Origin of the sequence: Novosphingobium sp. Leaf2 (assembly GCF_001421325.1) — a bacterium.
Classification (GTDB): Bacteria; Pseudomonadota; Alphaproteobacteria; order Sphingomonadales; family Sphingomonadaceae; genus Novosphingobium.
Genome location: NZ_LMJY01000018.1, coordinates 42,918 through 65,222 on the forward strand (window position 1 = coordinate 42,918; position 22,305 = coordinate 65,222).

The window sequence follows — 22,305 nt, forward strand, 5'->3', positions numbered from 1 at the left end:
GTTACAGCGTCGGCTGCGGCAGCGAGGCGTCGTCCTGCAGATACCAGTTCAGCCATTCGTGGAAGTACTGGTTGCCGCGCTCGTTACGACCGAAGGTAAGATCGTCATGCGCGCCGGATTCGACGCCCTTCTGGATTTCCAGCCCGATCAGGTAATCTTCCTTGTAGGTCACGTCGCGGAAGAAGTTCATTGCCCCTTCAACGGCCTCACGGTCCGCCTCGTCGCGAATCGGATCGCGGCGCAGGTAATTCAGCACCGTGCGATTGCGATCAGGTGTCGGTCCGGGGAACAGCTGTGCGACCTGGGTGATCTCCGGGGCGATGAAGATCGAGACGTTGGGAAAGAAGATGCGCACGAAATCGTAGCCATAATTCTCGCGCGTGCCCCACTCTTCGCGCGGCACGGTGCGCAGTTGCTCGCCGATCGAATGCTGCGGGAAGCCGATACGGATGTTCGGCCCGAACGCCTCGTAATGCGTGCAGTTGGATGGCGTGCGCGGAAAGATCGTTTCGGGGTGCAGCGACTTGAAGTGATAGCCTTCCAGATAGCCATCGAACGCTATCTTCCAGTTCGCGCCCTCGATCGTGCGATTGCCCAGATACGTCCAGTTGGCAAAGTCCAACGCTTCGAAATCCGCGAGGTAGCCTTGGAAATAGGTGTCGAGATCAATCGGCGCATTAGGCGTCAGGCACACGAAGATCATGCCGGCGCGCTCCTCGCACGGCAGTTCGCGCAGGCCCATGCTGCCCTTGTCAACATCGCCGAACGTGCCAGGTTCCGAAATGCCGATCAGCTTGCCATCCGCGCCATAGGTCCATGAGTGATACTTGCAGGTGAAGCGCGAACAATTGCCCCGGCCTTCCTCCGCCACCGGCGCGCCGCGATGCGAACACACGTTGAGGAACGCGCGCACTTTGCCCTGCTTGTCACGGTTGATGAGGATGGGCAGGCCCATCGCGTCCATCGCCTTGTAATCGCCGGGATTGGGCATCTCTGCGGTAAACGCCAGCATCAGCGGCACCCGCTTGAACACCAGTTCCAGCTCGGCCTTGAACTGGTCCTTGTCAGTATAGCTGGCGGTGGGCACCTTCAGCGGTTTCGCTGTCTGGAAAGTCTTCTTGTTCTCGACATAGTCGAGCATGATTTCGGCGACGTCACCTATTTGCTGGACGCGGTCCACAAGTCTCTCCCGAATGTTATGCCGCTGATCTTGCGCGCCCGGCGCATGGGCGGCAAGCTGCTCAAGGTGATAGGCCCGCTTGGCACTTTCGCCAGTTGGCCTGCGCGCAAGGCAAGGGCACTCAACACACATGACGGAGAGGAAAAGCCCTACGTGGGCATGGCTGGATCGCATCCCCGCCCACCTGGCGCGGTACGCAGACGCAGGTCTGTGGGACGAGCGCACGATCGCGCAGCAGGCAATCGCTTTGGCGCAGGCCGATCCCGGCTTCGTGGCGCTGTACGAAGGCGATGTGCAAGTCACCCGCGAGCAGGCTGTTGGCGATGCCCAGGCGCTCAGCGCGGCCCTGTTCGCGCGCGGCCTGCGGCCTGGTGATGTGCTGGCTTTCCAAGTGCCCAACTGGCGTGAGGCAATGGTGATAAACCTGGCCGCGGCGATGTCGGGCCTGGTGATCAACCCGATCGTGCCGATCTATCGCGACCATGAAGTCTCGCTCATGCTGGCGGACTGCAAAGCGAAGGCGGTTTTCGTGGCCGCCAGTTTCCGCAAGTTCGATTATGCCGCCATGGCACGCCGGCTTGCCCCGCAGCTGCCCGACCTTGACCATGTGTTCACCGTGCGCGGCGAAGGCGCTGATGACTACGCGGCCTTGATCGCGGAAGGACGCGATCTGCCGTTCGCGCAGCCCACCGTCGATCCGCTGGGCGTAAAGATGGTGCTTTACACCTCGGGCACCACCGGGCGGCCCAAAGGCGTTTTGCATAGCCACGTTTCGATCGCGCGTATCGTGCGCGAAAGCGGCGCGCATTGGGGGCTGGCGGCGGGTGAGGCGACCTTGATGCCCTCCCCCGTCACGCATGTGTCTGGCTATGCCAACGGACTGGAAGCGCCATTCCTGTGCGGCACGCGCACGGTGCTGATGGAAAGCTGGGATGCGCAGGCCGCCCTGGCGTTGATCGATCGGCATCAGGCGGTAGGCACTGTGGCCGCCACCCCGTTTCTCGTCGAGCTTGCATCAGCGGCCCGGCACAGCGGCAACCGCTTGCCCTCCTTCCGCTTCTTCGCGTGCGGCGGGGCGGCGGTGCCGGCCGATCTTATCCCCGCCGCCAATGCCGCGTTCGAGCACTGCCGCGCGTTTCGGGTATTCGGCGCATCCGAAGTCCCGCTGGTGACGTTCGGTTGGCCGCACGACGAGCAGCGTGCCGCTACCACGGACGGGAAGGTGGTGGACTATGACGTGCGCATCGTCGATGCCGACGATCGCGATTTGCCGGACGGCGCGGAGGGCGAAATCTTGGCGCGGGGCCCTGGCATGATGCTGGGCTACGCCGACGCGGATCAGACCCGAGAGGCGATAACACCGGACGGCTTTTTCCGCACGGGCGACCTTGGCGTGCGCAGCGCCGAGGGTGCGCTTACCGTGACGGGCCGCAAGAAGGATCTGATCATTCGCGGCGGTGAGAACATCTCCGCCAAGGAGATAGAGGATGTGCTGCACGCCCATCCCGCCGTGCGCGAATCTGCCGTGGTGGCAATGCCGCACGACCGGCTGGGTGAAGGCGTATGCGCTTACATCATTGCCGCAGGCCCAGCGCCGGCCAGCGCGGATCTGGCAGCGCACGTGCAAGCCAGTGGCCTTGCCAAGCAGAAGATACCGGAACGCTTCGAATTTCGCGACGACTTTCCGCGCACCGCTTCCGGAAAAGTGCGCAAGGACATGCTGCGCGCAGAGATCAAGACCTTGCTGGCCGCAACCTGACGGCGCGGGGCGGCAATCGTGTGGCATCCGCGGTCCTGACCAAAAACATAGTGGCCACACACTGCCCCAGCGCCGACACACGGGGCGCGTAGAGGCTTATATTCGCGTGCAAGAGGAATAACGATATGGATCTGGGATTGAAGGGCAAGAAGGTCATCCTGACCGGCGGCAGCCGGGGGATCGGCCGCGCGGCACTGGAAATCTTTGCCGAGGAAGGTGCCGACATCGCCTTTTTCTCCCGCAATGCAGAGCAGGTCGCGCAAACGGTCGAATCGCTGTCCCGCCACGGCGGCAAAGTGATCGGCGAGCCTTTGGACATGCTTGACCATGACGGCTACGTGGCCTGGCTCAAATCTGCCGCCGAACGACTGGGTGGCGTCGACATTTTCGTGCCGGGCGCCAGCGCGTCCGGATCGGGCACCACCGGTGACTGGGATGCCTGTTTCGCCGCAGATATCAAGGGCACCGTTTTGGGCTGCGAAACCTTGCAGCCGTATCTCGCGGAATCGGGTTCGAGCGCCATCGTCATCATGGCCTCCACGGCAGGCACCGAAACCTTCATCGTGCCCCAAGCCTACAATGCTATGAAGGCAGCCCTGATCGCCTATTCCGGCCAGTTCGGACAGATGGTGGGACCGCAGGGCATTCGCGTCAATTGCGTATCGCCCGGCCCGATCAAGTTTCCCGGCGGCAACTGGGAGGCGATCAAGGATCTCGCGCCCGAACTGTATCAGGCCACAGAAGCGACTTTCGCGCTGGGCCGCTGGGGCGGCCCTGAGGAAGTGGCGCGCACCATCGTGTTCCTGGCGAGCCCGGCCTCATCCTACACCACGGGCACCAACGTCGTGATCGATGGCGGGTACACCAAGCGCATCCAGTTCTGACGACGACGTAATTCACTCTTACAAGTGCTGGCGGCGGTCCTTCCCCAAGGACTGCCGCCTTTGTCTTTTTGGCAACAGTCGAACGGCAACGCGCCTGACCTGTGCTATTCGACAGGTAGTGGCCCCGGCAATCCGATGCATAGTGATCACGGAAAGACGGCCTGTTGGATTGATGGCCGCACCGGGAGGATTACTGATGGCATCCGCACATGTTCGCGGAGCGCGGCACACCGCGCTCATCAAACTTGCACTCGCATCGAGCGCGCTGACGTGCCTGTCGGTGCCCGCCTTCGCGCAGCAGGCGCCTGCCGCAGACAGCGCCGCTGTCGACCCTAATGAGATTATTGTTTCGGCACGCCGCCGTTCGGAAACGCTGCAGGATACGCCGGTGGCGATCACCGCGGTCAGCGCCGCGATGCTGGAAAACAAGGCCTCGGCCAACATCGGCGATCTTCAAGGTGCCGCGCCTGGCCTGCTGATCACGCAGCAGAACTCGGGCGCGCAGGCGGCCAACATCTCGATCCGCGGCCTGACATATGCTGACATCGAAAAGTCACAGACGCCGACCGTCGGCGTCGTGGTGGACGGTGTGACGATCGGCACCAGCACTGGCCAGTTGCAGGACGCGTTCGACATCGCCCAGATCGAAGTGCTGCGTGGGCCCCAGGGCACGCTGTTCGGCGCCAACACCATCGGCGGCGTGATCAACATCACCCGCACCCTGCCCACCATGGAGCCGGGCGTGAAGGCCGAAGTCACCTATGGCCGCTGGAACACCTGGGCCGCCAAGGCGATCGCCAACTACGGCAACGGCGAAACCTGGGGCGTCAAGGCCTGGTACTTCCACGGCGCATCCGACGGGTTCTATTACAACCCCATCCGTGACGAGCGTTCGGGCGGCAGCAAGAGCGACAGCTACGGCGCCAGCCTGCTGTTCAAGCCGACCGGCTCGGGCTTCGATGCGCACTTCACCATCGAAAACGTAACGCAAAGCTTCGAACCGGTGGTGGCCAACATCACCAAGACCGGCGAACTGTTCTGCGGCTTCGAGCCCGCCAACCAGTGCAACCGCAACACCACGACCGACCTGTACACCACGTTCACAGAGCCTGCACACAGCACGTACAAGGCGCCCGACGCCACGCTGGAAATGAACTACGATGCCGGCGCGGTTAAGCTGACCTCGATCACCGGCTGGCGCCACACCAAGGAAAAGCAGACGCAGGACTTCGACGGGTCTAGCACCGACCTGTATTATGCCCAGCGTTTCCAGAGCTACACCCAGTGGAGCCAGGAACTGCGTGCCTCCGGCAAGGTGTTCGACGGTCTCGACTACGTTGTGGGTGGGTATTACTTCCACTCGAAGTACGACCTGACCCAGTGGACCCGCCTGCTGGCCTTCGACTCGTCGATCTCGCCGATGGATTTCGACAAGAACCCGCAGCAGGTTGCCGGCAAGACCACCAGCTATGCTTTCTTTGGTGACTTCAACTGGGCGTTCGCCGACAAATGGCGCCTGTCGTTCGGCGGCCGCTGGTCGCATGACAACAAGCAGCTGACCAACAGCTTCGCCCAGTCCGGCCTGATCGGTTCGGGCGATGCGAACTTCACCAAGTTCACCCCCAAGGTGGGCATCGACTATCGCCCCAGCAGCGATGTCATGCTCTACGCCAGCTGGTCGCGCGGCTACCGTTCGGGCGGCTTCAGCCCGCGCGCTGCGACTGCGGACACCGCCAGCACCCCGTTCCAGCCGGAAACAGTCGACGCCTACGAAATCGGCGCGAAGCTGGCGGCGTTCAACCGCAAGCTGGAGATCAACCTGGCCGGCTACGTGTCCGACTACAAGAACATGCAGCAGAACCTGACGCTGCCTGGCGGCCCCACCGGCAACCAGACGATCACCGGCAACGTTCCGGGCGGTGCGATCATCAAGGGCATCGAGATGGACGGCACGTTGCGCATCACGCCGCAGCTGCGCCTGACCACGTCTGCCGCCTACATGAAGTCGCACTTCCGCAACTTCATTGCCAACGGTGTGCTGGGCACCGCGATCGTGCCGTTCGACTATTCGGCCAACAACCTGATCTATGCGCCCAAGTTCACCGCGTCGCTGGGTGCGGAATACGAAGTGCCCACCAGCTTCGGCAAGATCGTGGCCACCGGCGGCTGGCGCCATATCAGCCCGTATGACGAGCAGATCTCGACCGCCTCGCTCACTCCGGTGGTCAACGGCTCGGGCGCGGTCACCAGCGTAATCGTCAACGGCAACGATCCGCGCGTGCGCACCACCACGCAGGATCTGCTGGACGCCAGCCTGACCTTCAACTTCGATATCAACGACAAGGACGTGTACCTGCGCTTCTTCGGTCGTAATCTCGCCAACGAGAAGACCACGACGCACGCCTTCACGGTGGCAGGCCTGTTCTCGTTCGCCACCGCGCTTGAGCCGCGCACGTATGGCGCAACGATCGGCGTGAAGTTCTGATCTAGGCGCGCCTGGCACCAGGGCGGACAACGGGGGTGCCGGGACGCATGCGCCAGGCACCCCTTTTTTTTGATTGAAAAGGAGCACACACAATGGGTCGTCTCGAAGGCAAGATCACGCTGGTTACGGGCGCGGGAAATCCGCGCGGTCTAGGCGCCGCCACGGCACATCGCTTCGCGCAGGAAGGCGCGTTCGTTTATATTACCGACCTGGATGCAGCGGGCGCAGAAGCCGTCGCCGCTGAAATCCGCAGCGCTGGCGGACACGCTGAAGCCCAGGGCCATGACGTGACGAGCGAGGAATCGTGGGACGCCGTGATGACCGCCGTCGAGCAGGGCCACGGCCGGCTCGACGTGCTGGTGAACAACGCCGGTATCGCCATCCTCAAGCCGCTGGAGCAACTGACGGCGGCGGACTGGAAGAAGCAGAACCTAGTCAACCTAGACAGCGTGTTCTTCGGCACGCAGCGCGCGGTGGCCCTGATGCGCAAGGTCGGCAAAGGCGGCTCGATCGTGAACCTGTCGTCCATTGCCGGCCAAGTGGGCGTGCCGATGTGCGGCGCTTATGCTGCAGCCAAAAGCGGCGTGCGCACGTTCTCCAAGGTGGTCGCGATGGAATGCGCCGCCGATGGCATCCGCTGCAATTCAGTGCATCCCGGCATGATCGAAACGGCGATGCAGGACGTGGCGCGGCAGGACAATCCCGAGGGCTTCAAGCAGATCGTAGCCGCGATCCCGATGAAGCGCATGGGGGCCCCTGTCGATATCGCGAACATGAACCTGTTCCTGGCCAGCGACGAATCCAACTACGTCACCGGGTGCGAACTGGTGGTGGACGGCGGCGTCACCGCGATGTGAGGTGCTGCGCGCATCGTCCCGGTTCAGGCCGGGACGAGGCGCGCATTCTCCGGCTAAAGCTTCACCACGACTTTGCCGATGTTCTTGCCGGTCAACATCCGCTCGTAGGCGACCAGCACGTTCTCCAGCCCCTGCGTTTCATCGAAGCGCATCGTCAGCTTTCCGGCATCCATCCAGGCGCGAAGTTGCGGCAGGAACTGTGCGCCGCGCTCCAGGAAATCGGGGATGAAGAACCCCTCGATCCGCAGCCGCCTCATCAGCACCTGATCGAAGCTGGCAGGGCCTGGCAGCGCGACATCGCTGTCATATCCGGCCACCATGCCGCAGATGGCGACGCGCCCGTAATGCGCCATGTTGCGCAGCACCGCGTCCAGCACCGGCCCGCCGACATTGTCGAAAAAGGCATTCAGTCCCCCGGGCACTTGCGCCAGCCGCGCGGATACGTCTTCGGCCCGGTAATCGATCGCCATGTCCACGCCCAGGTCATCGAGCAGGTAGCGGCATTTTTCCGCGCCGCCGGCGATACCCACCACCTTGGCGCCAAGATTGCGCCCGACCTGGCAGGCGAGGCTGCCGGTGGCGCCAGCGGCTGCAGAGACGGCCAGCCATTCGCCGGGCTTCACCGCCGCCACCTCCTGCACGCCGACGTAGGCCGTCCACGCGTTCATGCCCAAAGCGCCGAAATGCTGCAGCGGATCGGCGATGGAGTCGTCCACCACCTCAAGCCCGGACAGCGCTGGCACCAGCGTGGCGATATCGGCCCACTGCCCAAAGCCGCGCACCAGCGCGCCGGGTGCGAAAGCGGGATCGTTGCTCTCGATGACCCGGCCCAGAACCAGCCCCACCATCTTCGCGCCCAGCGGCAAGGGCGGCTGGTAGCCATCGGTGCGCGGGGTCATCCACATGCGGGTGCCAGCGTCCATCGACAGATATTCAACGGCCACCCGCACTTCGCCGGCAGCAAGAGGGGATAGCGTCTCCTCCTCCAGGCTCAGGAAGCGATCGAACCCGGTATTCCCCTCAGGGTGGCGATTAAGTCGCCAGAAACGGCATGTCGGCACATCAGGTCTCCTCTACGCCGACCCTTGCGCGGGGCGCCTCCAACGCAACCTGTGCAAACAACTAGGACTAGCCGTTTGCACAGGGTTCCACTCGCATGCAGACAGCTACAGCGGGCGCAATAAAACATCGGGGAGATAATCTGAAATGCGTGTCGTAAAAACCGTGCTGCTTGCCTCCAGCATGCTTGCCACCACCGCGATGCCGGCATTTGCGCAAAGCGCGGACACGCAGGCGGCCCCTGCCCCGGTTACAACACCCGCCGCCGGTGGCCTGAACGAAATCATCGTCACCGCCCGCAAACGCCAGGAAAGCGTGCAGGATGTGCCGGTTGCGGTTACCGCGATCACCGCGGAGCAGATCGCCAACCGCGATGTGACGAGCATCGAAAAGATCACCGCCATCGCCCCGCAGTTCAGCGTCGGACGCGCGTCCAACGGGTCGGGCGCCCAGCTTACGCTGCGCGGCATCGGCTCGTCCTCCACCTCGATCGGTATCGAGCAGTCCGTCGCCGTGGTGGTTGACGGCGCGTATTACGGCCAGGGCCGCGTCATCAACGAAGGCTTCTTCGACCTGTCGCGCGTCGAAGTGCTCAAAGGTCCGCAGGCGCTGTTCTTCGGCAAGAACGCGACCGCCGGCGTGATCTCGATCACCACCGCCGATCCTACCGACAAGCCTGAATTCATGATCAAGGGCGGGTATGAATTCAAAAGCCAGCAGTACCGCATCGAAGGCTATGCGTCCGGCCCGCTGACCGACACGCTGGGCCTGCGCGTTGCCGCCCGCTACACCAAGATGGACGGCGGCTACTATCGCAACGAAGCGAAGGACGTTCTCTACAACGATTTCGACATCGCCACCGGCACCGCCTCCACCCACCTGGCTACCCCTGCTGCCCGCAAGGCGCCGGGCGAGGAAGAACTGCTGGCGCGCGCCACGTTGAAGTGGGAGCCGACCGACAACCTGACCGTCAGCCTCAAGGGCAGCGTGGACGGCAGCAACGTCAACAACAACTCGTGGAACTACGTGGCATTTCGCTGCGGCAACGGATCGACATCGCAGCTGACCGGCGAGGCCTGCGGCGATCACTTCGTGACGTACCAGAACAACATCCCGGCCGACATCGCCGCCAATTTCCCGTACGCCAAGAGCGACGGCTCGCTCTACAACCGCTACCGCTCCGCCGGCGGCACGTTGAACATCACGTACAACGCGGCGGATCAGCTGCAGGTGTCGTCCGTCACCAACTACCAGTGGAACAACAACCGCTGGGCCTGCGCCTGCGATTTCCAGTCGAATTCGGCCAGCAACTGGGCAACCGAGAATTCATCCTGGAAGGCGTTCAGCCAGGAACTGCGCGCGCTGACCCAGTTCGACGGTCCGTTCAACATGATGGTCGGTACGCTGTACCAGCACACCCAGCGCGATTTCCAGCAGTACGTGATCGTGGGCGCAGTATCCAATTCCGCCGCGCCTCCGGGCCTGAACTACGTGGGCACCGCCAAGACCAGCTACACCAAGGGTGACACGATGGCCGTGTTCGGCCAGCTGACTTACAAGATCACCCCCACCCTCGAAGCGGCGGGCGGCGTGCGCTACACCGACGAGACAAAGAACAGCTTCTTCACGCAGTTCTACAACAACCCCGCGCTGACCGGCATCTTCCGCGACCAGAACGATCCCGATGGCCTGGGCGTAGTCACCGCGCGCCAGCACTTTACCAACTGGTCGCCCGAGGCCACGCTGACCTGGAAGCCTACCCGCGACCTGATGGTCTACGGCGCGTACAAGACCGCCTACAAGTCCGGCGGCTTTTCCAACGGCGGCATCAACTCCAAGTTGAGCGCCGATCCTTCCGCCGACCTGACCTTCAATCCGGAGCGTTCGGAAGGCTTCGAGATCGGCTTCAAGTCCACCCTGCTGGCCAACCAGCTGCGTTTCAACGTCACTGCGTTCAACTACAAGTACAAGGACCTGCAGGTAGACTTCTTCAACTCGCCGATTTTCGCGTTCCAGACGCTGACTGCCGATGCGCGCACCAAGGGCGTGGAGGTCGAGTTCGAATTCGCGCCTAACGGCATTCCCGGCCTCGATTTCCACGGCTCGGTCAACTACGACAAGGCGCGTTACATCAGCTTCCCGATCGCGCCGTGCTATGCCGGTGAAACCCCGGCGGAAGGCTGCAACCTGGTGGGCAACACCCGCCAGGATCTGACCGGCGCGCCGCTGTCGGTCGCGCCGAAGTGGACCGGCAACCTTGGCGTGAACTACGAAACCGCCATGGGCGAGGCCTACAAGGTGGGCTTCAACGTCGACTCCAAGTATTCGGGCAGCTACCTGGCGTCCGGATTCGGCAACCCGCTGTCGCGCCAGAGCCGGTATGTGACGCTGGACGCGGGTCTGCGCTTCGGTGCCCAGGATGACAACTGGCAGCTGGCGGTGATCGGCAAGAACCTGACCAACCGCTTCTACGTCAGCGGTGTGGTGGATGGTCCCTCCACCGGTGGTGGCACCGGCACGGCAGCAGGCTTCAAGGCCGACCAGCTCGGCTTCGGCAACCTGCCGCGCACGGTCATGGTGGAACTCAGCAAGAAGTTCTGATCGGCTTGCTACGTAGCGTGCGGGTGTTTGTTGCGCCCGCGCGCAACATTTTGCTGGGATGGCGGGTTGTGAACAGCTAGGCGGATGGTACGCACCGGATAAGGCAACGGCCAACGCGCCCTGCCACCGCCAGAGGAGCCGCCCGATATGCACAAGACCTGCCTGATTACCGCGCTGCTGCTCGGTGCCGCCGCTCCCTTAGCCATATCCGCCGCGCCCGCGCCTGCTGGAACGCAAGCGCCCACCGCTGCCGGGATCGACGAGACGGCGATGGACCGCAGCGTCAGGCCGGGCGATGAATTCTATCAGTTCTCCGCCGGCGCCTGGCAGCAGCGTGCGCAGATCCCGGCAGATCGCAGCAGCATCGGCGCGCACACCATCGCCGCGGACGAAACGGACCGTCAACAAATGGCGCTGATCCGCAAGGTGCTGGCCTCCAGCCCCGCCGCCGGGTCCGACGAGGCGCGCATCCGCGATTACTGGCAAGCGTACCTGGATACCGCCGCGATCGAGCGGGCCGGGCTTACCCCACTCAAGGCCGATCTCGCCCGTTATGCCGCGATCACGGACAACGCGCAGTTGACGCGCGTGCTGGGCGACCAGACCGAGGCGGACGTCGATCTGTTCAACAACAACAACGATATGTCGACGGAAAATCTGTTCGGCCTGTTCATCACCAAGGCGCTGAAAAGCGATGCCGTGGTGCCGTATATCTTCCAAGGCGGCCTCGGCCTGCCGGACCGCGAATACTATGTGTCCACGCAGCCGCGCATGGTCACCATCCGGGACCAGTACCGCACCTATATCGCCAGCCTGCTGCGCCTGTCCGGCGTGAGCGATCCCGAAGGCCGGGCCGGGCGCATCCTCGATCTGGAAACCCGCATCGCCGCCGCCACGCCCGCCAAGGCGGACACGGCAGACTTCACCAAGGGCGGCACGCTATGGAGCCGGGCGGACTTTGCCCGCAATGCACCGGGCATGGACTGGGATGCCTACTTCACCGCCGCGCGCATGCCCGCCCAGCAGACCTTCGACGTCTATAGCCCGTCCGCGATCACCGGGCTTGCCGCGCTGGTCGGCTCGCAATCGCTGGAGGCCTGGAAGGACTGGCTGGCCTTCCACCGCATCAACGCGCAGACAGACGTGCTGCCCGCCAAGCTGGACGCGCTGCACTTCGCCTTTTTCGACACCACCTTGTCGGGTACCCCGCAGCAGAAGGTGCGCGAAAAGCGGGCACTGGCGGCGGTGAACGACGATCTGGGCATGCCGTTCGGGCGGCTTTACGTCGCCGCCTATTTCCCGGCGCAAGCCAAGGCGCAAGTGTCCGACATGGCCACGCGCATCAAGCACGCGTTCGATCGCCGCATCGATGCGCTGGACTGGATGGCCCCCGCCACGCGCACCGAAGCACAGGCGAAGCTGGCCGGCATGGTGGTCAGCGTCGGCTATCCCGATACCTGGCCCGACAGTTCGCTGATCGTGATCAAGCCGGGCGCGGCATACGCCAATCGCATGGCAGCGATCCGCGGCAAGACGCTGCAGGAACTGGCGAAGCTGGGCAAGCCGCAGGATCGCGGCGAATGGTGGATGACACCGCAGATGGTGAACGCGGTGAACCTGCCGGTGCAGAACGCACTGAATTTCCCGGCGGCAATCCTGCAAAAGCCGTTCTTCGACCCTGCCGCCGATCTTGCCAGCAATTACGGCGCGATCGGCGCGGTGATCGGGCACGAGATCAGCCACAGCTTCGACACCAGCGGCGCGGCGGTGGATGGCACCGGCACCTTGCGCAACTGGTGGACCGCGCAGGACCTTGCTCACTTCGAAGCGCAGAGCCAGGCGCTGGTGGCGCAGTATGACGCCTATGCCCCCTTCCCCGACCTGCATCTAAACGGCAAGCTGGAGCTGGGCGAAAACGGCGCTGACGTGGCCGGCCTTGCTGCCGCCTATGATGCCTACCGCGAGGCGCTGGGCGGCAAGGAATTGCCCGTGATCGACGGCTATACCGGCGATCAGCGCTTCTTCATCGCATATGCGCAAGGCTGGGCCACCAAGACGCGGGACGGTGCGCTGCGCCGCCAGGTCATCGGCAATGCCCACGCGCCCGGGCCATACCGCGCGCTGACGGTGCGCAATGTGGATGCGTGGTACAAAGCGTTCGACGTGAAGCCGGGCGACAAGCTCTATCTCGATCCCGCCAAGCGCGTGCACTTGTGGTAGCCTGATCCGGCGTATCGAGACCGGGGGGCGCGGACGATAAACCCCGCGCCCCGCCGTGATTGGCCTTAGACCCCGCGCGGGGCGTGCTGGCGATGGATGTTGCGGAAGGAGCGGCTGGCGAACAGCCACTTGCCGTCGATCTTGACACAGGTGTCCTCGTACACGCCGCGATCGCGCATGGTCACACCGTCCTGGTCGTAGACCTCGGACGTATAGCTGCGCATCGTTGCGCGGTCACCGTCCACCTCGATGGAACCGGGCCATGCTTCGAACATGATGCCGGGATACCCCTTCATAGCCTCGTTCCACATCGCCACGATCGCATCGCGCCCGATGGTGGTGCCAAGCTGCGGATAGTCCGGCAAGGACCACTGCGCATCGCTGGCCCACGTTGCACCCCACGCCGCCGCATCGTTGCGGGTTACCGCATCAGCATACGTCTCCAGCAGCTCACGAATGGCGAGGCGGTCCTCGAACGGTCCGGTGAAAGGCATTTCGGCATTCTCCCAATGTTTGGGAGCGATGCTACCCCCACATGCGAAGCGCCGAACCTATGCCTTGTGCGAGGCTGGCGTCAGACGGAAACGGGGCGTTCCTGCGGGCCGGGTGCCTCGTCGGGCACGGCCACCGCAATGCGGCCTTCCGAAACCCGCACCGGGAACGTGCGCAGGTTGGCGTAAGCGCCGCCGATGCAGTGGCCCGTCGCAGCTTCAAAACGCGCGCCATGCAGGGGGCACATGATCGCCCCGCGCCGGATGCGTCCGGTCGAGAGCGGCGATGCGGCGTGGGTGCACCGGTCGTTGACGGCATTGTAGCCGCCATCGGTCTTGACGACGAGGACGCTCCAGCCGCCAAGCACCGCGGCCAGCTTGCCATCTTCGGGAAAGTCATTTTCGGCTACAAGGTCGTGATACGTTTCGCTCATGGCATCCCTGCTAGCGGGGTCTACCCGCATCTGGCGGCTGATCTAAACGCTAGGTTATCGCATACGCCAAGTCACCCCATACTCGCCGGCAAAACACATGGAGAGTGACGCATGAGCATGACCCCAGAACAGATGGCCGACATGGTCGACCGCCTCTATGCTGCAGCCGGTGCCGGGGACTGGGACACGGCCGAAGCCATGCTCACGGACGACTTCGTGGCGTACGAATCCGACGCACTGCCCATGGCCGGCGAATTTCGCGGCAAGGGCGGCCTGCGCGAACTTTTCGGCGTAGCGCTGGGCATGGTGGATGTGACCGGGCTGGAACGCACCGACCTGCTGACCGGCAAGGACGTCGCGATTGCGGTTCTGACCATGCGCTTTGCCGATCCCGCCAAGCCAGCGCACTTGTGCGAGATGTTCCGGTTCCGCGATGGCCAGTGCTGCGAGATCAGGCCGTATTATTATGACCCGGCAGTTTTCCATGCCGCCGTCGCCGCGAAAGCCGCATCGGCGCTTCCTGCTACGTGAAGACCTGCATCCGGTGATCCGCCTCGACAAGGTGGAGCGTGGTCGGTAAAGCCCCGCGTTTAATCGAACGATTAAACGGAGACCCGATGCCCCTTCCCGCCTTGTTCGACGGCCTGCGCCTGCCGGTCATCGCCTCGCCAATGTTCATCGTGTCGAACCCGGAGCTGGTGATAGCGCAAGTGCGCAGCGGCATCGTAGGCAGTTTTCCCAGCCTGAACGCGCGGCCCCTAAGCCAGCTTGACGAATGGTTGCAGCGCATCGGCGAGGAAACACGCGATTGCGCGGTGCCGTTCGCCGTCAACCTGATCATTCACCGCAGCAATTCGCGCCTGCACGACGATCTGGCGATGCTGGAAAAGTGGAAGGTGCCGCTTGTCATCACCTCGCTGGGGGCGAACCCGGAAATCAACGATGCCGTTCACAACTGGGGCGGGATCGTGATGCACGATGTGATCGACGACAGGTTCGCCCGCAAGGCGGTGGAAAAGGGGGCGGACGGCCTGATCGCGGTAGCCGCCGGTGCCGGGGGCCATGCCGGGGTACAATCGCCCTTCGCGCTGGTGCAGGAAATCCGCAGCTGGTTCGATGGACCGCTGGCGCTGTCCGGCGCAATTGCTTCGGGCCGCGCGATCCTGGCGGCGCAGGCGATGGGCGCGGACTTTGCGTATATCGGCTCACCCTGGATCGCCACCACCGAAGCCAACGCGGTGGAGGCGTACAAGCAGGCCATCGTTTCGGCCCGCGCGGCGGACATCGTCAATTCCAGTCTGTTTACAGGGGTTCACGGCAACTACCTGCGCGCCTCCATCGAAGCGGCGGGCATGGACCCCGACAACCTGCCCGAGGGCGACAAGAGCACGATGGATTTCGGATCGGGCGGCACCAGCGCCACCAAGGCCTGGAAGGACATCTGGGGCGCAGGCCAAGGGATCGGCGTGATCGATGCGGTGGAGCCGGTTGCCAGCCGGGTCGATGCGCTGGCCGCCCAGTATCTCGCCGCCAAAGCAGACCTGCGCGCCCGCACCGCCTTCGGCTGAAGACAGGCCTGCCTTTAGAGCGCCATTTCCAGCTGCGCCACGGGCGCGAAGCTGCGGCGATGGTGGGGCGTGGGGCCATGCAGGCGCAGCGCTGACAAGTGCTCGGGCGTACCGTAACCGGCATTGCGCTCCCACCCGTAATGCGGATGGGCTTCGGCCAGCGTGCGCATCAGGCGGTCGCGGTGTTCCTTGGCGATGATGGAGGCGGCGGAAATGCACGGTTCGATAGCATCGCCGCCCACGATCGCGCGCGCGTTCCAGCGCCATTCCGCGCGCCGTCCGTACGGCGTCAGATTGCCGTCCACCAGCACCTCGCACGGGTCCTCGTCCAGCGCCTCGCACAAGGCGGCTACCGCGCGGGTCATCGCCAGCATGGTCGCGCCGAAAATGTTGAGCCGGTCGATGTCCTCCACCTCGGCAACGCCCACCGCCCAGTGGCACCGGCGCTTGATCGCGGCTTCCAGCGCACCGCGCCGGGCCGCGGACAGCTTCTTGGAATCGTCCAGACCGGCAGGACGCGGCTTGCACAGCATCACCGCACCGGCCACCACCGGCCCGGCCAGCGGACCGCGCCCGGCCTCGTCCACGCCAATGATGGTGCGCCTGCTGGCAATGACGCCGCCTGACGGCAAGACGATGGATGCAGGTATGATCGCGGCGCCGCTCATGATTGCCGTATCGCGCTTCAACCGCTGCTTCGCAAGCTGCTGAGAAAGGCCAGTGCGCCGATTTTGATCGACAAGACGGCAGCAGCGCCCCTATGGCGCCGGCGCCATGAACCCTGCTGACACATCCGCCGCCACGATCATCCCGCTCGACAATGTCGATCCCGCGCTCGTCGAAGATTTGCTCGACGCTGCGTTCGGGGCTGACCGTCATGGCCGCACCGCGTACAAGGTGCGCGGGCAGACCGACTGGCTGCCCGGGCTGAGCTTCGCCGCGCTGGACGCACAGGAAATGCTGGTCGGCTCCATCCAGTGCTGGCCGGTCGCGCTCAACGATCCTGACGGGCGCGCGCATCCGATGATCATGGTGGGCCCGGTGGCGGTGCTGCCCGATCATCAGGGCCTGGGCTATGGCAAGGCGCTGATGTCCGCCAGCATGGCCGGGATTGACGACCGTGCGCCGCTGCCGCAGGTCATGATCGGCGATCCGGAATATTACGGTCGGTTCTGGGGCTTTACCAGCGAAAGCACCGGCGGATGGGATCTGCCCGGACCGTTTGAGCGCCATCGCCTGCTGGTGCGCGCGGCGAACCCCGCCGTCCTGCCCAAGGCGGGGATGCTGGGACCTTGGCTGCGCTGATCGGGCGAACTGCTCTGCGCCTCTTGGCCTTGGCGCGCGCGTTCCTATCTGGCATCGCAGACCGATGCCATATGACCCCCCACCCGAACTTGCTTCCCTGAGCCTTGGCGAAATCGCCGGGCTGGTCGCCGCGCGCAAACTGCCGCCGGTGGATCAATGGTCCCCCGCCGATGAGGGCGACAGCGAAATGCGCATCGCCGCTGACGGGCGGTGGTATCATCAGGGCGGCGAAATCCGCCGGCCCGCGATGGTGCGCGCTTTCGCCTCGCTGCTGATGTGCGATGGGCAAGGGCAGCACTGGCTGGTGACGCCCACGCAAAAGCTGTCCATCGCGGTGGAGGACGCCGCGTTCATGGCGATCGACGTGACGCGGCAGGACGATACGCTGACCTTCAGGCTCAACACCGACGATTTCGTGATCGCCGGGCCGGATCATCCCATCACCGCGCAGGGCGATGCGGAAACGCCAGCGTTGTACTTGGCTGTGCGCCACGGCACTCGCGCCCGGCTGAACCGCAGCACGTATGCGCAGGTGATCGACATGGCGCTGGATAACGAGGACGGCCCGCAGCTGGCAGTGATGAGCGGCGGGTTGCGGTTTGCGCTGATCCCGGAATGAGCAGCGTATTTGACGATCTGTCGCGCCGGTTCGCCGCCGGGCATGGGCAACGTGCGCCGCAATTGTGGAACGATCCGCGGCTTGACCGGGTCACTACGTTCAAGCCCGCCGCCGTGCTGTTCGCCGTCACCGACCGGCCCCGTCCCGGCTTGCTGCTGATCCACCGTCCGTCCTCGATGCGCGCGCATCCGGGTCAGGTTGCGCTTCCCGGTGGGAAAATCGATCCGGGCGAAACGGTGATCGAAGCGGCGCTGCGCGAGGCGGACGAAGAACTGGGCATTGCGCCCGGAAACGTGCAGGTGATCGGCGCAAGCGACCTGTATCGTACCGGCACCGGGTATGAGATTACTCCGGTGCTTGGCGTCATTCCTGCGGACATCGTCATCCGGCCAAACCCGGCAGAGGTGGCGCAATGGTTTGAAGCACCGCTGGATTTCGTGCTGAACCCGGCCAACCAGCGCACCCGGACGGCCACGTTCAATGACCGGACAGTCAACTTCATCGAGATCGTGTGGAACGACGGCGCGCGGAATCACGTGATCTGGGGTGTGACGGGCGCGATCCTGCACAATCTTGCGCTGCGGCTGAACGAACATGCCTGATGTGCTGCAAGCCGCATGGATGGCGCGCGATGACCTGCGTGATCTCGTCTCCGCGCTGGGGCCGGACAATGCCCGCTACGTAGGCGGAGCGGTGCGTGATACGCTGCTGGGCCTGCCGGTGAAGGACATCGACATGGCCACGGTGCTGACGCCGGACCAGGTGATCGCGCAATTGGACGCGGCCGGCATTCGCACCGTTCCCACCGGCATCGCGCATGGCACCGTCACCGCCGTGCTGCCGGGCGGCCCGGTGGAGATCACCACCCTGCGCCATGACGTGTCCACCGACGGCCGGCGCGCCACTGTCGCCTTCGCGCAGGATTGGCGCGAGGACGCCGCACGGCGCGATTTTACTATCAACGCCCTGTATGCCGACCCGCTGACGGGCGAAATCTTCGACTGGTTCGGCGGTCTCGACGATCTGGCCGCGCGGCGGGTCAGGTTCATCGGCGATGCCCGCCAGCGCATCCGCGAGGATCATTTGCGGATCCTGCGCTACTTCCGGTTCCAGGCGCGGTTCGGCTCAAGCCCGGCGGATGCGGAGGCGGAAAGCGCCTGCGCCGATCTCGCCGCGACGCTCAAAGGCCTGTCGCGCGAACGGGTGGGCATGGAGACGATGAACCTGCTGGGCCTGCCCGATCCTGCCCCCACCATAGATCGCATGGCCCAACTGGGCGTGCTGGCGGTGATCCTGCCCGAAGCCAAAGTCACTGGCCTTGCCGCACTGGTGGCACAGGAACGCGCGCAGGGCATCGCGCCTGATCCCGTGCGCCGGCTGGCCGCGCTGCTGCCCTGCCGGCCCGCCGTGGCCGAGCAGGTCGCCGCGCGTTTTCGCCTGCCCAACGCTCAGAAAAAGCGGCTGGCGCTGGCGGCCGGGCGTGAGGATGGGCCGCACGATCCGCGCGCACTGGCTTATCGGCTGGGCCGGGACGCTGCGCTCGATCGGCTGTTGCTGGCCGGGCACGATGCGTCTGCGATCCTCGACTGGACCCCGCCTGCACTGCCCCTTTCCGGCGGGCAGATCGTGGCGCGCGGAGTCAGCGCCGGGCCGGAGGTGGCCCGCATCCTGCGCGCGGTGGAGGCGCGCTGGATCGCCGAAGGGTTTCCGGATGCGCCGCGGGTCGCGGCTTTGCTGGACGAAGAACTGGGCGGCGCATGTCCATGATCCGCACCGCCACAGTCAGCCTTGCGAAAGCTGCGGTCGGCTAGGATGGCGGACATGAACCTTTCCGAAATCCTGCGCTTCCTGGCCGGCCAGCCGCTGCTGGCGCTGGCGATGGCAAGCATCGTCGTGTGCATCGTGGGCGGCATGCTGCGCGGGGTGCTGCCGCTGCTGGGCGGGTTCGTGCGCGGGATCGGCAACCTTGGCCTGCTGGCGGCCATGCTGCTGACCATCGCGCAGGCAGCCCGCCTCACCACCAGCGCTGACTTCGCGTTCCCGCCGCTGGGCATGAACCGGCAAAGCGTGGCGGGCGGCGAAACGCGCGTGCCGATGGACTCGGACGGTCACTTCTGGATCAGGGCGACGATGAATGGCGTGCCCAGCCGGTTTCTGGTGGACACCGGCGCCACGCTGACGGCGGTGTCCCCGGCCGCCGCGCAGGCCGCGCAGCTGCGCGCCAATGCACTCAACCGCTCGGTGCTGATGAAGACCGCGAACGGCACGGTGGAGGCACAGCTTGCCACCATCGACGAACTGCGCATGGGCAGCGTGGTGGCGCGCGGGATCGACGCGGTGGTGGCGCCGGGGATCGGCGATACCAACGTGATCGGGATGAACCTGCTGTCGCGCCTCGCCAGCTGGCGGGTGGAAGACAACACGCTGATCCTGGTGCCGCACCACCCCCAAGCAGCAGACACCAGCGAAACCTGAAGCGGGGCGCTCAGCCCTGGAACTTGTTGTCGCGCGGGAAGCCGTTGGGCGGCAAACGCCCCGCAGCGCCGCGCGCCACTTTCCACAGCCCCATGTCCTTTTCGGTGCGGGTGCGGCCACTATCGCCGCCCATCGCCCAGGACAGGCCATCCTCCAGCCGCAGGGTGATGGCATCGGCCATGCCGCCATCGCGATACCGCTGCAGGGTCACGCCCTGCCCCTTGGCCATCACCGGCAGTTCCTCAAGGCTGAAGATCACCAGCTTGCGATTGTCGCCCACCACCGCCACGTGATCGTGCTCTGCCGGGATTTCCCGCACGATCGCCAGGCGCACGCCCGGCTTGGTGGACATCACGGCGCGCCCCTTGCGGGTTTCAGCAAGCAGTTCGTCCGTCTCTGCCGCAAAGCCGCGCCCGGCGTTGGAGGCCAGCAGCAACTGCGCCTTGGGCTTGTAGGGAATGGCCGACACCACGTGCGCTTCGGTGTCGATATCCACCATCGTGCGGATCGGCTCGCCAAAGCCGCGAGCGCCCGGCAGCTTGTCGGCGCCCAGCGTGTAGAAGCGCCCGTTATCCAGCGCGATCAGGATCTTGTCCGTGGTCTGCGCGTGGAAGGCGAAAGCGGGGCCATCCCCTTCCTTGAACTTGAAATCAGCCCCCTTGTCTCCTTGGCCAAGCGGCACATGCCCGCGCGCCGCGCGAATCCAGCCGCGCGCCGACAGGATCACCGTGACCGGCTCCTTCTCGATCATCGCGTCCATGCTGAACTCCACCGTCTTCGCCGCTTGGGCGATGGTGGTGCGGCGGCGGCCCAGCAGCGTATCGGGGGCGTAGTCCTTGCGCAGATTCGCCAGGTCGCGCTTGATCCGCGTGCGCTGGCGGGCCGGGCTTTCCAGCAGAGTATTGAGCTCGGCCTGCTCCTTGAGCAGTTCGGCGTGTTCCTTGCGCAGCTCCATTTCCTCAAGCTTGCGCAAGGAGCGCAGCCGCATGTTGAGGATGGCTTCGGCCTGCCGGTCGGTCAGTTCGAACTCGGCCATCATCACCGCCTTGGGCTCATCCTCGGTGCGGATGATCTCGATGATCCGGTCGAGGTTGAGGTAGGCGATGATATAGCCCGACACCAGTTCGAGCCGCGCGGCGATTTTTTCCAGCCGATGCCGGGTGCGCCGCAGCAGGATGTCGATCTGGCTGTAGATCCACTCCTGCAACAGCAACCGCAGCCCCAGCACGCCCGGCGTGCGGTGCGCATCCAGCACGTTGAGATTGAGGCTGAAGCGGCTTTCCAGATCGGTCAGCCGGTACAGGCTTTCCTTCAGCAGTTCGGGATCGACGTTGCGGCTTTTGGGGATGAGGACGATGCGGATTTCCTCGTCGCTCTCGTCACGCACGTCTTCAAGGATGGGCAGCTTGCGATCGCCGATCAGCGTGGCGATCTGCTCGATCAGTTTGCCCTTCGCCAGCATGTAGGGGATTTCGCTGATGACCAGCTGCCACTGGCCGGCGCCCAGCTTTTCGATGCCGGTCTCTTCCCAGTTGCCTGCATCGTCACGCCCGGTGGAAAAGCGGCCGCGCACGCGAAACGCGCCCTTGCCGGTTTCATAGGCGTGGCTGATCGCCTCCGGACTGTCGACCACGAAGCCGCCGGTGGCAAAGTCCGGCCCGTGGAACACTTCCATCAATTGCGCGTGTTCGGCCTGCGGATTGTCGATCAGCAGCAGCGTGGCATCGATGATCTCGGCCACGTTGTGGCTGGGAATCGAGGTGGCCATGCCCACCGCGATGCCGATCGCGCCATTGGCCAGCAGGTTGGGGAACAGGCCCGGAAATATCTCCGGCTCGCTTTCCTCACCGTTATACGTGGGGATGAAGTCCACCGTCCCGTCGTCCAGCCCGGCCATCAGCTGGATCGCAGTCTTGGTCAGCCGCGCTTCGGTGTAGCGGTAGGCGGCGGCGTTATCGCCGTCGATATTGCCGAAGTTGCCCTGCCCTTCCACCAGCGGATAGCGCAGCGAAAAGTCCTGCGCCAGGCGGACCATGGCGTCGTAGACCGCCACGTCGCCATGCGGGTGATACTTGCCGATCACGTCACCGACCACGCGGGCGGACTTTTTATAGGCGCTGCCCGGATCCAGCTTGAGCAGGCGCATCGCCCACAGCAGGCGGCGGTGGACCGGTTTCAGCCCATCCCGCAAATCCGGCAGCGAGCGCGCGGTGATGGTGGAAAGCGCATAGACGAGATAGCGCTGCGACAGCGCGGCATCGAACGGGGCGTCGACGATAGCGTCGAACGGATCGGATTCGTCGTCTTTCGTGGTCACCATGGCCGGAACGCACTAGCAACACGATGATCTGAACGAAACAGGCGGAAC

The 22,305-nt window shown here is 64.6% G+C and carries 19 protein-coding genes; 13 read left to right on the forward strand and 6 right to left on the reverse strand.

Annotated features, from left to right (window positions below; translation table 11 throughout):
• Position 1: 1 nt before the first annotated feature.
• The gene (locus tag ASE49_RS13250; RefSeq protein WP_082456472.1) at positions 2-1,180 is read right to left on the reverse strand and encodes an aromatic ring-hydroxylating oxygenase subunit alpha; all 1,179 of its coding nucleotides are present in this window, start codon (positions 1,178-1,180) and stop codon (positions 2-4) included.
• A 130-nt stretch (positions 1,181-1,310) separates the two neighbouring features.
• Between ASE49_RS13250 and ASE49_RS13255 the strand changes: the two genes are divergently transcribed.
• The 4 genes from ASE49_RS13255 to ASE49_RS13270 all read left to right on the forward strand — a co-directional run bounded on the left by ASE49_RS13255 (position 1,311) and on the right by ASE49_RS13270 (position 7,165).
• Positions 1,311-2,939, forward strand: coding sequence for an AMP-binding protein (locus tag ASE49_RS13255; RefSeq protein ID WP_056773385.1), 1,629 nt, complete (start codon positions 1,311-1,313; stop codon positions 2,937-2,939).
• A 125-nt stretch (positions 2,940-3,064) separates the two neighbouring features.
• Positions 3,065-3,823, forward strand: a complete 759-nt coding sequence (locus tag ASE49_RS13260; RefSeq protein WP_056773388.1) for an SDR family NAD(P)-dependent oxidoreductase — start codon at positions 3,065-3,067, stop codon at positions 3,821-3,823.
• Between the two features lie 196 nt (positions 3,824-4,019).
• Entirely contained in the window at positions 4,020-6,308 is a 2,289-nt protein-coding gene (locus tag ASE49_RS13265; protein ID WP_056773391.1) for a TonB-dependent receptor, read from the forward strand.
• 92 nt (positions 6,309-6,400) lie between these two features.
• Complete coding sequence (locus ASE49_RS13270) at positions 6,401-7,165, forward strand: SDR family NAD(P)-dependent oxidoreductase (protein WP_056773393.1); 765 nt, start codon at positions 6,401-6,403, stop codon at positions 7,163-7,165.
• A gap of 53 nt (positions 7,166-7,218) precedes the next feature.
• On the opposite strand, the gene ASE49_RS13275 is transcribed toward ASE49_RS13270, so the two are convergent.
• A complete protein-coding gene (locus ASE49_RS13275; RefSeq protein ID WP_056773396.1) occupies positions 7,219-8,226 on the reverse strand; it encodes an NADP-dependent oxidoreductase in 1,008 nt (335 codons plus the stop codon).
• A gap of 145 nt (positions 8,227-8,371) precedes the next feature.
• Between ASE49_RS13275 and ASE49_RS13280 the strand changes: the two genes are divergently transcribed.
• Together ASE49_RS13280 and ASE49_RS13285 are read left to right on the forward strand one after the other, a co-directional pair.
• Positions 8,372-10,825: a TonB-dependent receptor gene (locus ASE49_RS13280; protein ID WP_056773398.1), complete on the forward strand. Its 2,454-nt coding sequence runs from the start codon at positions 8,372-8,374 to the stop codon at positions 10,823-10,825.
• Positions 10,826-10,972: 147 nt separating this feature from the next.
• Positions 10,973-13,045 carry a M13 family metallopeptidase gene (locus ASE49_RS13285; protein WP_056773402.1) on the forward strand — a complete coding sequence of 691 codons (2,073 nt, stop codon included), beginning with the start codon at positions 10,973-10,975 and terminating at the stop codon, positions 13,043-13,045.
• A gap of 65 nt (positions 13,046-13,110) precedes the next feature.
• Here ASE49_RS13285 and ASE49_RS13290 read toward each other — a convergent pair whose 3' ends face one another.
• Positions 13,111-13,539, reverse strand: coding sequence for a nuclear transport factor 2 family protein (locus ASE49_RS13290; RefSeq protein ID WP_056773405.1), 429 nt, complete (start codon positions 13,537-13,539; stop codon positions 13,111-13,113).
• 80 nt (positions 13,540-13,619) lie between these two features.
• A complete protein-coding gene (locus ASE49_RS13295) occupies positions 13,620-13,970 on the reverse strand; it encodes a Rieske (2Fe-2S) protein (RefSeq protein WP_056773409.1) in 351 nt (116 codons plus the stop codon).
• Between the two features lie 111 nt (positions 13,971-14,081).
• Between ASE49_RS13295 and ASE49_RS13300 the strand changes: the two genes are divergently transcribed.
• Positions 14,082-14,501, forward strand: a complete 420-nt coding sequence (locus ASE49_RS13300; protein WP_327195764.1) for a nuclear transport factor 2 family protein — start codon at positions 14,082-14,084, stop codon at positions 14,499-14,501.
• An 86-nt stretch (positions 14,502-14,587) separates the two neighbouring features.
• Positions 14,588-15,538 (forward strand): NAD(P)H-dependent flavin oxidoreductase, encoded by a 951-nt coding sequence (locus ASE49_RS13305; RefSeq protein WP_056773412.1) that lies wholly within the window; start codon positions 14,588-14,590, stop codon positions 15,536-15,538.
• A gap of 14 nt (positions 15,539-15,552) precedes the next feature.
• On the opposite strand, the gene ASE49_RS13310 is transcribed toward ASE49_RS13305, so the two are convergent.
• On the reverse strand, positions 15,553-16,134 hold the full coding sequence (locus ASE49_RS13310; RefSeq protein WP_442946029.1) for a ribonuclease HII: 582 nt from the start codon (positions 16,132-16,134) through the stop codon (positions 15,553-15,555).
• A gap of 178 nt (positions 16,135-16,312) precedes the next feature.
• On the opposite strand from ASE49_RS13310, the gene ASE49_RS13315 reads away from it, so the two are divergent.
• The 5 genes from ASE49_RS13315 to ASE49_RS13335 all read left to right on the forward strand — a co-directional run bounded on the left by ASE49_RS13315 (position 16,313) and on the right by ASE49_RS13335 (position 19,937).
• Positions 16,313-16,843, forward strand: coding sequence for a GNAT family N-acetyltransferase (locus ASE49_RS13315; RefSeq protein WP_056773415.1), 531 nt, complete (start codon positions 16,313-16,315; stop codon positions 16,841-16,843).
• Positions 16,844-16,907: 64 nt separating this feature from the next.
• Positions 16,908-17,462: a DUF1285 domain-containing protein gene (locus tag ASE49_RS13320; RefSeq protein ID WP_056773417.1), complete on the forward strand. Its 555-nt coding sequence runs from the start codon at positions 16,908-16,910 to the stop codon at positions 17,460-17,462.
• Complete coding sequence (locus ASE49_RS13325) at positions 17,459-18,064, forward strand: CoA pyrophosphatase (RefSeq protein ID WP_056773419.1); 606 nt, start codon at positions 17,459-17,461, stop codon at positions 18,062-18,064. Before ASE49_RS13320 ends, ASE49_RS13325 begins: the two co-directional genes overlap by 4 nt.
• Positions 18,057-19,229, forward strand: coding sequence for a CCA tRNA nucleotidyltransferase (locus tag ASE49_RS13330; RefSeq protein ID WP_056773422.1), 1,173 nt, complete (start codon positions 18,057-18,059; stop codon positions 19,227-19,229). Before ASE49_RS13325 ends, ASE49_RS13330 begins: the two co-directional genes overlap by 8 nt.
• 54 nt (positions 19,230-19,283) lie before the next feature.
• Positions 19,284-19,937, forward strand: a complete 654-nt coding sequence (locus ASE49_RS13335; protein ID WP_056773424.1) for a retropepsin-like aspartic protease family protein — start codon at positions 19,284-19,286, stop codon at positions 19,935-19,937.
• A gap of 10 nt (positions 19,938-19,947) precedes the next feature.
• On the opposite strand, the gene parC is transcribed toward ASE49_RS13335, so the two are convergent.
• Complete coding sequence (gene parC / locus ASE49_RS13340; RefSeq protein ID WP_056773427.1) at positions 19,948-22,257, reverse strand: DNA topoisomerase IV subunit A; 2,310 nt, start codon at positions 22,255-22,257, stop codon at positions 19,948-19,950.
• Between the last annotated feature and the right edge of the window lie 48 nt (positions 22,258-22,305).